4 protein-coding genes are annotated in these 16,683 nt (G+C 37.5%); all 4 read right to left on the bottom strand.

All coding sequences use genetic code 11. From position 1 onward, the window contains the following. Positions 1–235: 235 nt before the first annotated feature. Positions 236–6,829, bottom strand: a complete 6,594-nt coding sequence (locus M0214_RS10910; RefSeq protein WP_248722594.1) for a choice-of-anchor D domain-containing protein — start codon at positions 6,827–6,829, stop codon at positions 236–238. Between the two features lie 239 nt (positions 6,830–7,068). Further along, positions 7,069–12,423 (bottom strand): M14 family zinc carboxypeptidase, encoded by a 5,355-nt coding sequence (locus tag M0214_RS10915; RefSeq protein WP_248722595.1) that lies wholly within the window; start codon positions 12,421–12,423, stop codon positions 7,069–7,071. Positions 12,424–12,587: 164 nt separating this feature from the next. Continuing rightward, positions 12,588–15,569 carry a LamG-like jellyroll fold domain-containing protein gene (locus tag M0214_RS10920; RefSeq protein WP_248722596.1) on the bottom strand — a complete coding sequence of 994 codons (2,982 nt, stop codon included), beginning with the start codon at positions 15,567–15,569 and terminating at the stop codon, positions 12,588–12,590. 476 nt (positions 15,570–16,045) lie between these two features. Further along, positions 16,046–16,648, bottom strand: coding sequence for a hypothetical protein (locus tag M0214_RS10925; RefSeq protein ID WP_248722597.1), 603 nt, complete (start codon positions 16,646–16,648; stop codon positions 16,046–16,048). Between the last annotated feature and the right edge of the window lie 35 nt (positions 16,649–16,683).

Raw genomic sequence — 16,683 nt, forward strand, 5'->3', positions numbered from 1 at the left:
AGTAGGTGTCTATTTAGTTTGGGGAACTAAATATTATTTCTCGTTATAAATCAACACTTCAGCGCTATTAAGTTTGGATGTAATAGCTTGAATTATACTAACATAGCGCTCCAAAGATATGAAATAAAATGTTTTTATCGTTAAAATGAATAAAAATTCGACGAAATACAAACACCTTAAGCCCCAATTATGTATTGGAGCCTAGATAAATTTTAATTTTTGTTTGTTTAAAGTCTTATTTAACCAAGACTTTTTTAGTCATAGTTTTTCCTTCTGATATTAGATTGATAATATAGGTTCCGTCGTTAATCCTCGACGTTTCAAATGCTCTATATTTAGATGTGCTGTCTTCAATTTTAAATGATTTAATTAACTGTCCAATAACATTATACAATTTAATAGTTTCTATTTTAACCAACTCAGGATTGATAAGTACAATACTTTCTAATTCATTATCGTAATACACTTGAATATTTCCTGTCTCGAATTCTTGATCAGTAAGCGTTCCGCTGTTTGAATTGAAAGTTAATTCAAATCGATCTTCGTTTGTACTCGTTGTAACATAGGCTAGGTAATCACCGTCTTTTAGATTATGGTAGGTGTCAAGTAGTTTATCATAGATGAAGATATCAAAGTTTTCATCTAAATTTTCTACAGAATCTATTTTGAAAATAGCTTCTCCATCTTTATTGACTTTTATCCCTAGTGGTAATCTTTGGTTAGTTTCAAAGTTTGCAATTCCCTGAATTACGAATTTATTATCATCAAAGATCCAGTATAAGTCCTCCTTGTTATCTTCAATGAGTGGAGCATCAAAACCTAAATCGAAGTTATTGGTAGCTCTACTATCTGAACCAACAAGTAGCTGTCTGTAGTAGCCCTCTGGAGAATGGAAAAGTAATCTTATTCTTGGGTTGCCATGGTTAGTGGTTTTGGCAGAAATTGAAGATGTTCCTTTAGTCTTGGATTTTAAGAATATAGAGCCTGTATTCGATCCGGATACATTTTCTTTAACAAAAGTACGTTGACTATTTTTAAATTCTAATGGACCGCCAACCACAGGTTGTGATAATCCTACCAGGGTTGGGTCTGCAGTTGCAGATACAAAGAAACCTTGGCCAACAGGAACATATCTTTCAGGTAGCTTAGTTCCAGAGGCCCCACTAGCATTAATCCTTGTGTCGTTGGAAATGGCGACTGTACCACCAATTAAAGTATAACTCGCATAACCTCCTTGATAATCTCTAAGATTATGGGAGTTTATTGCAAAGTGATCCCAAAAGTAAAGTGCACCGTTGATTATATTACCACTAGTATTTCTTCCGCCATCAGCTGTGCCAATATTGTCTAAAATAAATTCATCGGCATCAAGGGCGGAAGGGTAAGGATTTCCAACTAGGTAATCATTTCCTGCTGTAATGGTTAAGTTTATATCCCCATTATTAGGTTGCCCATTAAAAACATAATTTTGATTAGCTGTAGTTGACCCTGTTCCTTTCATAGTAAATCCTTCTCCAGGAGCTAAACTTCCTGTACTCCTAACGTGCTGCCATTGCGAGTATGTATTAGATACTCTATTGGAGTATTTCCAGATCCAATAATCTGCAATAGCTACCGGAGAAGACGTACCATTATAGCCCGTGGTTATAAAATTTAATCCCGAGAATACATCGGCTATGGTATAATTGGCATTACTTGTTGGTGCTACGGGAGACGACCAGTAATTATAAACATAAGTGTTTGGAGTGCCTTGTTGATCACGTTCTACATCACCTGTACTCGAGCTATCGAAATCACTATCGGTAGTTTGTATTAATTGCGATTCCCCTTCTAAATCAATTAGACCATCTATTTTTAAATAGTGTGTTACAGTAAGACCGTTTCCTGTATTAGAAGCGGTGCTTCCGCTTATTTCTAATGTGCTTCCAGCATCAACACTTAATCCCTGAACGACCACTTCGCGTCCTAAACTTGTGTATGTACTCACCGTTACATCGTCATGAATTTCAACAATATTCCATTCTATGGGTGTGCCACCTACTAAACACGTTGCATTAGGTAGGGTTTGTACACTATTGTTTAGCCATGTAGACGCTGTAGTCCAACTCCCTGATCCCTGAGTTTCATAAGGTAATGGTGCTGTTTGGTAATCTACTGTATCTAAATTCTTTAGGGCTCCTTGATTATTGTGCCCAGACATATCATTTGTGTTAGTATAGGTATAAATTGACATTGGATAATACCCTTCAAGATCAGACCACGGTATAGAACCAACTTCATTTTTTGTAATAGATTGTGGTATAACAGTTCCGCTTACAAAAGTGGTATCTTCCTCAACTTCTTGGTTCATTATAAATCGTAATTGGTCTACAGATAAGGCGATATTCCATACTCTAACCTCGTCTATATTTCCAGCAAATAAGGCTGTTGGGCTATTTCCGTCTGCAGCAGCTATACAAAATGATTGCGATGTGGCTACAGGATTAGGAACCGAAGAAGAACTGGTATCTTGTACACCATCGATGTAAAGTGATAAATTACCATTATCGAAGATTACTGCAGCTTGATGCCATTCGTTCTCTGGGATTACCACAGAGGATGTAAGTGTTGAGGCGCCTCCATTAATTGTAAACTCTAAGTATCCTGAAGCGTTGATTTTAAAATCATAACCCTCTGTATTCGATGCATCTCTTTTCGATAAAATAGAAGCATTGGTAGTGCCAGAATCTCTTTTTATCCAAGCCGAAATTGTAAATTCTGAAGTATTAAGGTCCAGCACATCTCCCATTTCAATATAGTCTGAAGCACCATCAAAGTAAATGGAACGTTCAACGATAACTTGGGGTGCGTAACCAAAAGTGATATACTTTGTACCATCAAAATCATAATCGGTTTCCAGATTACCACTTCCATCAGATATCATTACACGATAATCTGCTGTAGGGTCGAATACCGGAGTATCCGATATAAACATCAAGTAACTTCCTGGAGGTGAAATATTTCTAATGGCATTTTGAGGAATGCTAATTTTACATGAAGGAACATCTCCACCCGTTTCCACAAATTTCCAGATACGTTGCATACCAGTAAAAGTAACCGGTGTGCTTAGACCTGAAATTCCTGCACTCATATCTACACTTATCACAGATGCTGCTAAGTCAAGGTCAGCTCCGTTATTTCCCCACATCAAAAATTCTTTGTCGTTAAACGTTGTGGGATTACTTGAAATATTTTCACTATTGGTGTTGTAAATATCTGTTAGTCCAATGGTCAATATACCTTCAATAGGACCATCAACATCGGTTTCATCATTTATACTACTAGATTGTTTTTGGTTTAATTCAGAAGCATCATCACGTCCAATACCTGCTATATCATGATTATATCCGCTTGCAGATTGATTCCAGATAACAGAACCATCAGAATCAACGTAATCTACAGTAGTGCCATTGGAGTCTGGGCTTAGTGTGATACCATATTTTATGGCTAAATACGATTGAATTCTGTTTCTTAAATCTGAGTCATTTGTATCGCTGTTAGTTGATGAATAAGTAATGATTTCTGCTATACGACCATTAAAACTACCTCCCCAATATTGACTTCTACCAATAAAATACCTTGAGTTATTTACTGCGGAAAAATCTGCCGCGTCATTTTCTACATCATCAATTCTTGTGGCATTTAAATGGATTTCCTGTGAAGTGTTTCCTGAGTTGTGCCTAAAGTTTAAAATACCTATTTTATTAAAATTTGTGTCTGCACTCGTATCTCCAGAACCATATCCAGGGTAGGGTGATGTTCCAGATGTACCACCTATACAGTAGGCAAGATATTCATTAGATAAACGTGCTGTATACCTACCATATCCAAAGCCAGTAACATCCTCAGAATATGATGCCGTAGAAGCATCTGGGTCATCACCGGTAAAGGTATCCATAGGAAGCATAGTATTGGTGACTGTAATGTCAGGTATGATTACCACGAACATATCGTTACTGTTAAAACCTCCTGTTCCCTTAAGAACATCCCTGTCCGTTAACAGGTAGGTCATGTCTCCTGGAGCTGTACTATTGTTGTTGTCAAAATGCAATACTGGATTAAAGTTGAAGTTATCCGTTGCATTATTTCGATAAGCTGGTGCTTGTTCCGGAATTGTGGTTTCTGCATGGTTTCCATTTCCATTATCAAACCACTGGTTTACAGCTGCTCCGTCCGTACCAAAGTTGGCCCCATCTACTTGGTCAGCCTTTAACCACAGATCTAAGTTTGTAGTTACACCACCAGGCGCTGTAGTAGACGCACAATATCGCGTTCCTGTAATTGTAAAATTATCTAGATATATTAAGTCGTTAGTCTCGTTAGCGCCACAACGAATTCTAAATTGCGAAGTTGAACCAGCTGAAAATGAAAAATCAGAATCTAAAATTGTAGCCGTTCTTCCGTAATAAATAATCGAATCTCCATAAAGGAAATCACCGTCTTTACCAAATGTAGATGTATTTCCACAGTGATAAGTATTAACCGTAGTCCATGAGCTACCACTATCATTACTGTATTCAATAAAAAATTCTTCGTTGGCTTCTACATTATGTGAGGTAAAGAAAAACTTGAAGTCAATCTTATCATACCCAAGAAAATCGAACAACGGTGAGATTACTGATGCGTTATTTCCAACAGCGTCTTGGTTTCTTATCTCTAAACTATATTCGTTAGAATAGGATCTTGAAGCATAAAATATTCTTTGTGCATTTGTTCCGCCATCAGTCCAGCCATCCATACCTGTTTCAAAATCGGCAGTGTGTAATACGGTTGTTCCACATGGTGGTGGCGTGTAACCGTTTCCTTGAATATTGAATGTATAAGAGCTTTCATCTACATCATTATTTGCTATTGTGATAGTAGCTTCTCTTAATCCATCGCTACTTGGTGCAAATGTGATAATAAAGTTAGTATTGCTACTTGCAGAAATTGAGTTGTTTGGAATAGTAGTTACCGAAAAATCTGCTGCATGTGTTCCAGAAATCGCAACATAAGGAGAACTACCAGTAAGGTTTAAGGTGTTTACTAGTCCTAAATTTTCTATAACAAACGTGTTCGCATTAGTTCCAGATCCAGTTGCAGCATATCCAAAGTCTGTATTGTCTGTAGTTGAGGGCGAAACATCTCCAGAAGCAATGGTATTACCTAAGCCTGTAATATTTATTTCTTGCGCATCGGTTGTTCCTGTTCCTTGTATATTAAATGTATATGTGCTTTCGTCTGTGTCATTATTGGCAATAGATATTGTGGCTGTTCTAAGTCCAATATCACTTGGATTGAAAGTAATTTCAAAAGTAGTTGTTAAGTTAGCACCAATAGTAGACCCAGGTATTGCAGTTACGGTAAAATCTGAGGCATGAGTTCCAGTTATGCTAACATAGGGGGAGCTGCCCGTTAGGTTTAAAGTTCCACTTCCAATATTTCTAATCGTAAAAGTATGTGCAACAGTTCCTGAAGCTATATCGGCATCACCAAAGTCAGTATCATCAACAGCAGAAGGTGAGGTGTCTCCACTTACAATACTTGTGGAATTCCCTTGAATGTCTATTTCTGGTGGTGGTGCAAAAGAAGATCCTTGTACAACAAACGTATACGGGTTTTCATCAGAGTCGTCATTGGCGATAGATATCGTAGCCTGTACATTGGTGACATCAACAGTAGGAGCAAAGCGGACTACGAAAGTAAGATCGCCTCCACCGCTTACAATAGCACTAGCACTAGGTTGCGTAAGAATACTAAAGGTGGCATCACCAGTAATGGTAACATCTGGTGTACCTGTTAAGTTTAATGTTGCAGTTCCCGTATTTTGAATAGTAAAAGTATGGTCTAAGGTCGTGTTGTTCTCAATAGAGCCAAATTCGGTATCGTCTGTTACCACGGGAGTTATATCTCCATCGGCTATATCGTTTCCATTTCCTTGAATGTTTATTTCTGGAGCTGGCGTGTATGAAGAACCTTGGACAACAAATGTATATGGATTTTCATCTGAATCATCATTGGCGATAGATATCGTAGCCTGTACATTGGTGACATCTACAGTAGGAGCAAAGCGAACCACGAAAGTAAGATCGCCTCCACCACTTACAATAGCACTAGCACTGGGTTGTGTAAGAATACTAAAAGCGGCGTTACCTGTAATGGCTACATCGGGTGTTCCTGTTAAATTTAGGGTTTCACTTCCTGTATTTTGAATGGTAAAGGTATGGTCTAAAGTTGTATTGTTTTCTATAGAACCAAATTCAGTATCGTCTGTAACCACAGGAGTTGTGTCTCCATTAGCTATATTGTTACCATTTCCTTGAATATTTATTTCTGGTGCGGAGACACATGCTGCTCCACCATTAGCAACTTCAAAGTAAAGTGTTTGGGTTTCTTCTCCAGAACCAAAATTATATAAATCATTAGTTGAGGGCTCTGCATTTTCATCGTAAAAAAGTACTGTTACCCCTCCAGATGTAATTGTTAGCGTACCGCCGCTATTCCAACCATCACCATAACTATCGTAAACTATGGCATAGTAGCCAGTTCCTGACGGTGAGTTGTTGTCATCTGTGAGACATCCTAAATTAGATGTTGTTGAATATGAGCCAAAACTACCATCATAACCATCGTCAATAGTGGCAATTAATGTACCATCTGGTTGATAAATTTCTACTCTATTATCTCCAGACCAAGATGGCCAGTTAACAGATACTTCAACTTCTGATGTTTGAGAAAAAGAGATGAGAGATAGGAATGATAAAGCAATAGCGAGAGCCATTGACTTTATCGATAAAGCAATGTTTTCCATAGTGTGAGAGACTAAGTTTGATTTGAGGAATCATATTTTTTAAATAGCAATGCAAATATAAGTATAAACCCTTAAAAAGCAAAAAAAATCGACGAAATACAATTTTTGTTAAGATTTAGTCTAGAATTTTGATTAATAAGTACGATTTACACTTTATAAGGTTTGTCTTTTGAAACACATTTTTTAATAAAAAAAAGGGTAAACTAACTAGTTTACCCTTTTTCGCCTATTCTAATATTTTAATTTGACTTTTTTATTAATTTTTTAGTTGATACGTAACCCGATTTGGTGTCAGTGATACTGATAAAGTAACTTCCCATGTCTAAGTATGGTATATTTAGAGAGACACTTAATTTTCCGTTAACAGGTGTATAGGTTTTATTGAGTATGAGGCGTCCTCTTATATCTGTTAGTATCAGTCTAAAAGTACTTACAGAATTTGAGGGAAGCTCTATGTTTACTTCATCAATAAAAGGATTAGGACTGATCTTTAAATTTTTAATTTGAAAATCGGTATCAGTATTTAAAGTACCGTCCAAAGTTAACGGATTACAATCATCATCTATACCATTACCTAAGATTTCAGAGTTTCCAGGATTAATATCATAATTTCTATCGTCACAGTCATTAGAATTACTTACGAATCCGATTGGTGGTGAACAGGCAATTATCGTTGTCTGAAAATCTCCAAAACCATCGTTATCAGCATCAGCATAGAAAGTTTGAGGCGTTTCAGTTGTTGAAACCTCCCAACTACACGTCCCAGTGTTGAATATCGCGGTTTCCCAACAAGCAGTTGAAGGTTCAGTAGGTTGCGTTCCGGTTACGTCCCAGCTACACGTAGCGGTGTTAAAGGTCGCGGTTTCCCAACAGACTGTTGTAGGTTCAGCAGGTTGTGTCCCGGTTACGTCCCAACTACAGGTTCCGGTGTTAAAGGTCGCGGTTTCCCAACAGGCCGTTGTAGGCTCGGCAGGTTGCGTTCCGGTTACGTCCCAGCTACAGGTTCCAGTGTTGAATGTTGCGGTTTCCCAACATGCCGTAGTAGGTTCGGCAGGTTGTGTTCCCGTAACGTCCCAACTACACGTACCAGTGTTAAAGGTTGCGGTTTCCCAACAAGCTGTAGTAGGTTCGGCAGGTTGCGTTCCGGTAACGTTCCAGCTACACGTCCCGGTGTTGAATGTCGCTGTTTCCCAACAGGCCGTTGTAGGTTCATCAGGTTGCGTTCCGGTTACGTTCCAGCTACAGGTTCCAGTGTTGAATGTTGCGGTTTCCCAACAGGCCGTTGTAGGTTCAGTGGGTTGCGTTCCGGTTACGTCCCAACTACAAGTTCCAGTGTTAAAGGTTGCGGTTTCCCAACATTCGGTTGTAGGTTCAGTGGGTTGCGTTCCGGTTACGTCCCAGCTACACGTAGCGGTGTTAAAGGTCGCTATTTCCCAACATGCTGTAGTAGGTTCAGCAGGTTGAGTTCCTGTAACCTCCCAACTACACGTTCCAGTGTTAAAGGTCGCAGTTTCCCAACAGGCCGTAGTAGGTTCGGCAGGTTGTGTTCCCGTAACGTCCCAGCTACACGTTCCAGTGTTAAAGGTCGCGGTTTCCCAACATGCTGTAGTAGGTTCGGCAGGTTGCGTTCCGGTTACGTCCCAGCTACACGTCCCGGTGTTGAATGTTGCGGTTTCCCAACATGCTGTAGTTGGCTCGGCAGGTTGAGTTCCTGTAACCTCCCAACTACACGTTCCAGTGTTGAATGTTGCGGTTTCCCAACAGGCCGTAGTAGGTTCGGCAGGTTGAGTTCCCGTAACGTCCCAACTACACGTACCAGTGTTAAAGGTTGCGGTTTCCCAACAAGCTGTAGTAGGTTCAGCGGGTTGCGTTCCGGTTACGTCCCAGCTACACGTCCCAGTGTTAAAGGTTGCGGTTTCCCAACAGGCCGTAGTAGGTTCAGTAGGTTGTGTCCCGGTTACGTCCCAACTACACGTCCCGGTGTTGAATGTTGCGGTTTCCCAACATGCCGTTGTAGGTTCAGCAGGTTGTGTCCCGGTTACGTCCCAGCTACACGTCCCCGTGTTGAATGTTGCGGTTTCCCAACAGGCCGTAGTAGGCTCGGCAGGTTGCGTTCCGGTTACGTCCCAGCTACAGGTTCCAGTGTTAAAGGTTGCGGTTTCCCAACAGGCCGTTGTAGGTTCAGTGGGTTGCGTTCCGGTTACGTCCCAGCTACACGTAGCGGTGTTAAAGGTCGCTATTTCCCAACATGCTGTAGTAGGTTCAGCAGGTTGAGTTCCTGTAACCTCCCAACTACACGTTCCAGTGTTAAAGGTCGCGGTTTCCCAACAGGCCGTTGTAGGTTCGGCAGGTTGCGTTCCGGTTACGTCCCAACTACACGTTCCAGTATTAAAGGTCGCTGTTTCCCAACATGCCGTAGTAGGTTCATCAGGTGGGGTACAAGCACTATTTATGATTATAGTATAGTCCTCTACCTCACCATCATAATTGGTGGCACAAGGACCCGTAGGATCAGTATTATATCTTGTAGCAATTCTTAATCTTGTTTCTCCAGTAGGGAAATTGGCTCCACTACTAAAGGTAATGGTTGGTGTAATACTTGTTTGGGTATTATCTCCAGTATTGGCAAATCCTAAATCGAATTCCTCACCGTCATCATCAAAATCACCATCAATATTTAAATCTATCCAAGCAAAAGCATGACCAGTACCTCCATCTCTATCTACATTTACATATAACACATGAGATGAGCCCTGTTGAACGGTTGTTGACATTGCTGTAAAATCCTGGTAACCACTATTTTCTCTGTTGTTGGTATGTGAATTAGATAGCGTATTAAATGTTACCTGTGTAATGCCAGTATCGTAAGTGCCACTTCCATTGGAGTTGCAATATGAAATTGCAGTTGTTGTGAAATTTGTTGATCCGGTATAATTAGATTTTGAACTGGAACAAGCACTTTTAATTTGAACTTCGTAGTTTGTGGAAGGGCTTAAGGATGAAAAGTTATATGAGGTTGCTAAAACATCATTCACTTCAATCCAGGTCCCAGAACTCGTTTCTTTATATCTAAGGTCGTAGGTTGCAGAGGGAATGTTGTCCCAAGTCGCTGTAGCCGAAGTTGGAGCAACATTTGACACTGAGAGATTTGTGGGAATAGAAATTGCACACGGTATTTGTACTTTAATGATTTTAAAATCATCTATAAAGAATCCTTCTCCACTCGCAGAGTAACTTTCGAATCTATTATCACTGTCTGATCGAAACCTAAATCTAAATTGTGCATTGGTTGCACCATTTAGAAAGCTGTTATTAGAAGGGTCAATGACAACCTCTTCCATAACCCAGTTATCAAATCTGTCGCCATCATATACGCGGCCAGAACTGTTATTCGATTGGAACGAGTGACTTGTTCCGCTCTTATTGCCATGACTACCATTGGAGCTATTTGTTGCATTCGGTTTATTATATTTTCCACATAATGATTGCCAGTTGCTTCCATCTGTCGACCCTAAAATTTCTACAAAATCGAAGTTTCTTTCCAAATCCCATTTCGTATAAAATTGTACGAGTACTTCGCTAGCACCTGATAAATCATACGTGTTTGTAGTAGTTAAAGTACTTGTGGAGTTATTACCATAAGAGGAAATAGTATTATCACCAATTTTAATTCCTCTTGTACCAGAATAAGCAGCACCACTAGTGTTTGCCGCAGACCAAGTACCAGATGTGGTCCAGTTGGTTAATAAATCTGAATCAGGATTATCCGTAAAAGTAGTAGTAGGCTGATAGTATTTTTCAAAGTTTACATTATAAAATGTGTTTGTACCATCAGACAGTTGTACGTTATACTCAATTTTATCATTAGTTGCTATACCAGCGTCAAGTATTATTTGTGTAGTTACATTTCTCTGTTCCAATATGGTCATTCCAGTTTGCACAGGAATATTAGCAATAGATGTAATATTAGAAGATACAGGTGTAACTGTAAGGGTAAAATTACTTGTTGTTTGCCCGAGGCGCTCTATACCGAAAGTTAAATTTGAGGTCAACGAACTGATATCGGATTGTGTTAAGTCGTGTAATTTCGCATATTTACCAGCATAGTACGTAGAAGTTAAGAATAAACGCATAGCACGTTTTGAAATGGGTACTATATCGGTTACTGGAGGCCAAAAACCAGAATCACCATGTTCTGGAGTAGTGGCTAAGATATTTTGTCCAGATCCAGTTGAGTTGTTACCGTCCGGATTTCCACCTACCATCCAGTCGTCTGCAATACCATTGGCGGCAGAAAAAATAGTGGCACCGGATATGTATCTATTATATCTAGTCATGTCTTCGTGCCATTTATGCATTTCATCTTCCCTACCAGAAGTATTAGAAGGGATTCCACCATAAGGATGTGGAATTGCATTACCCGTAGAATGGTTCATTAAACAGGTTTTAAAATTTCTAGCAAGAATGAAATCTCTTAAGATTTGTGTTTCGGGTTCTGAAAAAGCCGAAGGTCCTCTATAGGAATCATTAGAGGGTGTTCCAGAAGATCCAGAACCAGCCGATCCCCAGAAATAGTCGAAATTTCTATTTAAATCTACACCTCTAGTAGATGTTGTATTTGAAGTACTACCAGTATTAGGTCTACAGTTTTTTCTTTGCATACCGCCACCAGACGAGGAAAGATGTTCGTTCCACCTCAATCCATCAGGGTTTACAACAGGGATGAAATAGAGCTCGTTATTATCAATTAAATTTTTTATTGCTGGATTTGTATCATAGTTTTCTAACAAATACCACATAAAATAGATGTTACTCATTAAACTTCCTACTTCCCTAGAATGTATCATGGACGTGAATAAAGATTGAGGGCGTGTACCTTCTGGAACAGTCGATTCGTTTCCAGTAATTCTAACATAGTATATGGTTTGAGGATTCCATCTAGTTGTTCCTTGCCCTTCATAAGTCAAACCATTATGAGTAATTGTTGAAGCAGGATTCCCCCAAGTGGTTTGTTGTGTAGGGGAGGCATCTGTTTTGGCAGAGATTAGGTTTGGGTATAATGACCTCATTTGGTCTAATTCAGCTTCTACTTCACTAATGGTTAAACAGCCTCCCATGCTTCCTAAGTTGAAGTTTGAAGGAGTCGCCCAATCTATTTCATCACACCCAACATATTCCAAGAAATTATCAAGTGTAGTACTTGCTATAGATTTGGCAGTAGTAGATGTTTTTGTTTTCTTGGAAGAAAGGTTTAACCTGTTATTCGCTTTCTCGGAGTTTAGATTTACAAGTGCGCTATTGTAGGTTTGGTTTATTCTATCCCTGTAGAATTTTGATAAGTCATTAATTTCGATACTGTAAACAATTCCTATATTGTCTAGTTTATCTAATTCAGATTCAGGAAGTTCTAATACTAGTTCATCATGGTCGTGATCATGATTTACACCACAACTTAGGTCTATGCCTAAATTTTTTATGGCTTGTTCTAAACTTTCCGTGGGGTGGTTAATAGATATTCTTTTGAATAAATCCTGAGAGGTTGATAGTTGTGTAATAAACAATAGTATTACACCTACCAAAGTAGTTTTTTTCATGGTGTGAGAGACATTAATTTAATAGCGAGGCTAATGTAGGGTATAAATCTCTAAAAAATCCATGAAAAGCATATAAAATCGATGAAATACTATTTTTTTTAACAAAAAAAGAAGCTAGTACGTGTTTAGCTTCTTTTTAAAATTCAAAATTTATAGCAATAGGTTTATTTAATAAGCACCTTTTTGGTTATTATTTCATCTTTTGTGGTAAGTTGTAATATATAGTTTCCGGTATTGAGGTGTCGTGTTTTTAGTTCTAAAAACGACATATTATTGTTTAAGCTGAATTCATAAATAGTTTGCCCCAATATATTTACTAATCTTATATTGTCAATATACTTCAGTCCAGGGTTCTCTATTATTACACTTGTTTTATTATTGGAATAATAGGTCTCTACTTTGTTTTCGGTATTGTCTTCACTGTTGTTATCTATATCCTCAGCGATAGTTTCATCATCTCTTGAATTATCTTCAGTGGTATCGTTATTGTCCTCTTCGTTTGTTGTATCGTTAGAGTCTTCGGGGTCATTATTACCTTCTTCTTCAGTGTTGTTATCATTATCAGATGTTTCGTCTGTGTTGTTCTCGGCTTCATCATTTTCAGTATTATCGTCAACAACTTCATCATCGCTATCTTCTGTTGTATCATTTTCTGAAGTGTCTTGGTTGTCACTTTCAGTTTCTTCATTTTCGAAGGGTTGAGAACTTATTTTAAAAGTTATTTCAAAACGATTTAAATATTCTCCTGGTGAAAGGTTTACGGTATAAAGCCCTTCTCTGAGACTATGATATTCTTTTAATTCTTTATCATGAATCAGTACATCAAGATTGTTGGGTATGTTAGATAAATTATCAATTTTAAAAACTCCGTTACCCTGTTTTGAAATTTTTAGGCCTAAAGGTAAAATTTGGTTAGTGCTAAAATTGTTCACGGCTTGAATTATCAATTTCTCGGAGTCCATTACCCAGAACGCATCCTCGTTATTGTCTTCGATAAGCACGCCGTCATAACCTATATCGAAGTTATTCGATGCTTTTTCATCTACACCTACCAACAGTTGTCTGTAATAACCATTAGGAGAATCGAAAATAAGCTTAATCTTTTCTCTATTATCTTCAATAGTACTGCTCAGACTTCGTTGATTGTTCTGAAAAAGAATTGCACCTCCAGAAACTTCTTGAGGTATTTTGGGGCTTAAAGTATTTTCATCGGTATCTTTTTTTAGCTTAGACGATACAAAAAAACCTTGGCCAATAGGGATAAATCTTCCCGGTGTTTTTAAGTTTGGCGACCCTTCAAAATTTATTCTGGTGTTTTTATTTATTGCTTGTGTACTACCCATTAATGTGTACATACCATAACCTCCCTGGTATTCTCCAGGTAAGTGTGTGTTTAACATAAAATGGTCGAAAAAATATAGTGCACCATTAATGATGTTGCCATTGGTGTTGTTGCCACCTTCTGTAGTACTGAGGTTATCTTTTAAAAATGTATTGGCATCGATAACCGAAGGATAGGGATTGCCAATTAAATAGTCGTTATCTTTTGCAATGCTTAGGTTGATATCTCCATTATTGGGCTGTCCAGAAAACGTATAATCTTGATAAGGGTTAGATGTACCGGGGCCTTTCATTGTAAAACCTTCGCCAGGTTGAATGGGTCCTGTACTTCTAATATGCTGCCATTGCGATTGATTGTTTTTAGTATCATGAGCATATTTCCAAATCCAATAATCTGCATTTTGTATAGGAGATGCTGTACCATTATATCCAGAAGTAATAAAACCTACGTTGGTTATAACGCTACTCGCTGTATGGCTGGAATTACTGGTAACAGAGACAGGGGAAGACCAATAATTGTAGGTAAAAGTGTTACTGGTACCTTGTAAATTTATTTCCATGGCACTGTTACTAGTGCTTTCAAAATCGCTCTGAGCACCTTGGACTAACTCCGATTTTCCCTTCAAGTTAATGATTCCATCAAGTTTTAAATAATGGGAAACATTTATTTTGGTATTGTTTGCACCTTCTGTGGTGTCTCCAATGTTTAAACGCCCTTTATTTATTATAAGGCCTAACACACTTTTATTGGTTTTTAGGTTAATATTGTTATTTATTTCCACAATATTAAAACCTATAGCATCCGTGCTTTCTGTATTCCATGACTTTCCCGGAAGACACTGTATATTACCGTTAAGCCAGGTATTGGGATTGTTCCAATCTCCATTTTCAATTGTCTTGTAGGGTAGTGGCGCCGTTTGGTTCTCTAAATGGTCAATATTTACCAAAGAAGCGTTATGACCATTATTAGATTCGTCTTTTACTTTTCCAAGAACCAATGTGTTCATGGAGTAATAACTAATTAAATGTTCCCAAGATATGGAGGCTATTTCGTTTTTTGTTGTTTGAAAAGGCAATATTTTACCATTAACGACAGACGAGCATGCCTCTATTTCTTGATTCATGATATATCGTATTTGCTCCGCTTTAAGGTCTAAGTTCCAAATTCTAACTTCATCGATACTTCCGTTAAAACAGTTTTTATTTTTTAAGTCATGGGATGCCCCAATCAGAAAATGGGCATTTGTTTCTACTAGTATTGGTTTTTGTATTTGGTCCTGTGCTTTTAGTTCACCGTTAATAAATAAGCTTAATGCGTTAGTATTTCTGTTAAAGGTTACAGCTACATGATGCCAAACGTTTTCAGAAATTTCAGAAGGTGCGATTAAGCTACTATAACAGTCATCTCCTTTATTTCTCCATACAAAGTTCAGTTTGTTACTGTTACTTATTCGCAAGGCATAACCATAGTCGCCGTTATTTTTAGAAATTATATCTAACTCATTATTATTTGTGTTTCTTTTAATCCAAGCGCTAATGGTATAACTGGTATTTATTAAACCGTTTACATTTCCAGCATCTAAATATTGGTTCTCACCGTTAAAGGATACCGCAAATTTTGTTTCTGTAATTGTAGCAGCTGATTCAAAAGTTTTATGTTTTGTGTCCTCTGAGCAGAAGCTTTTCTTGGAATTATTAATCCATGTGTCATCAGAGTCTAATGCGTTTAGACCTAATAGGTTTGCATAAGTGAATATGAAAAGACACAGTAAGTGATACCTAGTAAGGGAACGTACCTTGTTCATAAGTGGTTAATTTTAGTTTGGGGACTAATTACAAACAAAAGTAGGTATATATTCTATGAAATGCAAAAAATATCGTTTAAATGTGTATTTATTGTGTTTAAGTAAGAAATAATTTCATTTTATTTTTAAAAATATTGAATGAAAAATTTAAGATTTACAAGGTTTCTTTTCGTTTGAAACAACCCTAAAGTATGCGATGTTGAAGGTGGGATGATTTAATATATTCAACAGTTAAAGGATATGAAAACTTTGAAATAGGGAAGTTTTAATACTTAGTTTTTAATGAAAAGTTATAAGTGAATTAGGGCAGATGGATTGGAGAATAGATTGTTATTTAAGTTGGGTTACAATTCAATTTATTCGAGAACAAAACAACTGTTAAACAGATTTTGATATGAGAAGAAATGTGTAGCGCCCTGTTTGTTGTGTAAATCTATTTTAGAAGACTTGTTGATTTAATGCTTTGTTTCCTGTTGTTATTTATAATTAAGTGATTCCATATATCGGATTGGAAATATTTGTGTTATTTCTCGCCATTTCATTAGATCCTCCGGTTCGTCTGATTTTAGTAATTCCGTTAGACTTTTATTAAATTTCAGTAGTGAGAATTCATTACGAACTTCATAGTAAGCTAAATAAAATTTGTTCCGAATGTTTTGATACTTTTCATAGCTTAATTCTCTGTTATATTTCGCGAGGATAGTAATATATTTTTGAGTAAGGACCTTTCCAGAATACTGAAAACTCTTCTCGGTCGTCATTGGCATTTTTTCGTCCGCTGTGTTTGGTATTATATATTTTTTGAATTCAGATAGTATTAGGCTATCTGGAACAATATTGTTCTCAATTGTCGTTTCGCCATTTTTGTCAACATCAATTAAAACGATATTCCTCTGTTTAATTATTAATTGGTCGGATTTATCTCTAATATTTCTCATATAATCGTCAAATCCGTATTCTAAATCAATTACCTTATAGTCAGCTTCTAGTTCTAATAAAGTGTCCAATTCTTTTTTACAAGATGTTGAAGCTAGCATAATAATAGTAATAAGTAATATATTTAGCGAAGTTTTTGTCATAATGTCACGTCCTGAAATATGGCTACAGGTTAATA

This window comes from Seonamhaeicola sp. ML3 (assembly GCF_023273855.1).
Classification (GTDB): domain Bacteria; phylum Bacteroidota; class Bacteroidia; order Flavobacteriales; family Flavobacteriaceae; genus Seonamhaeicola.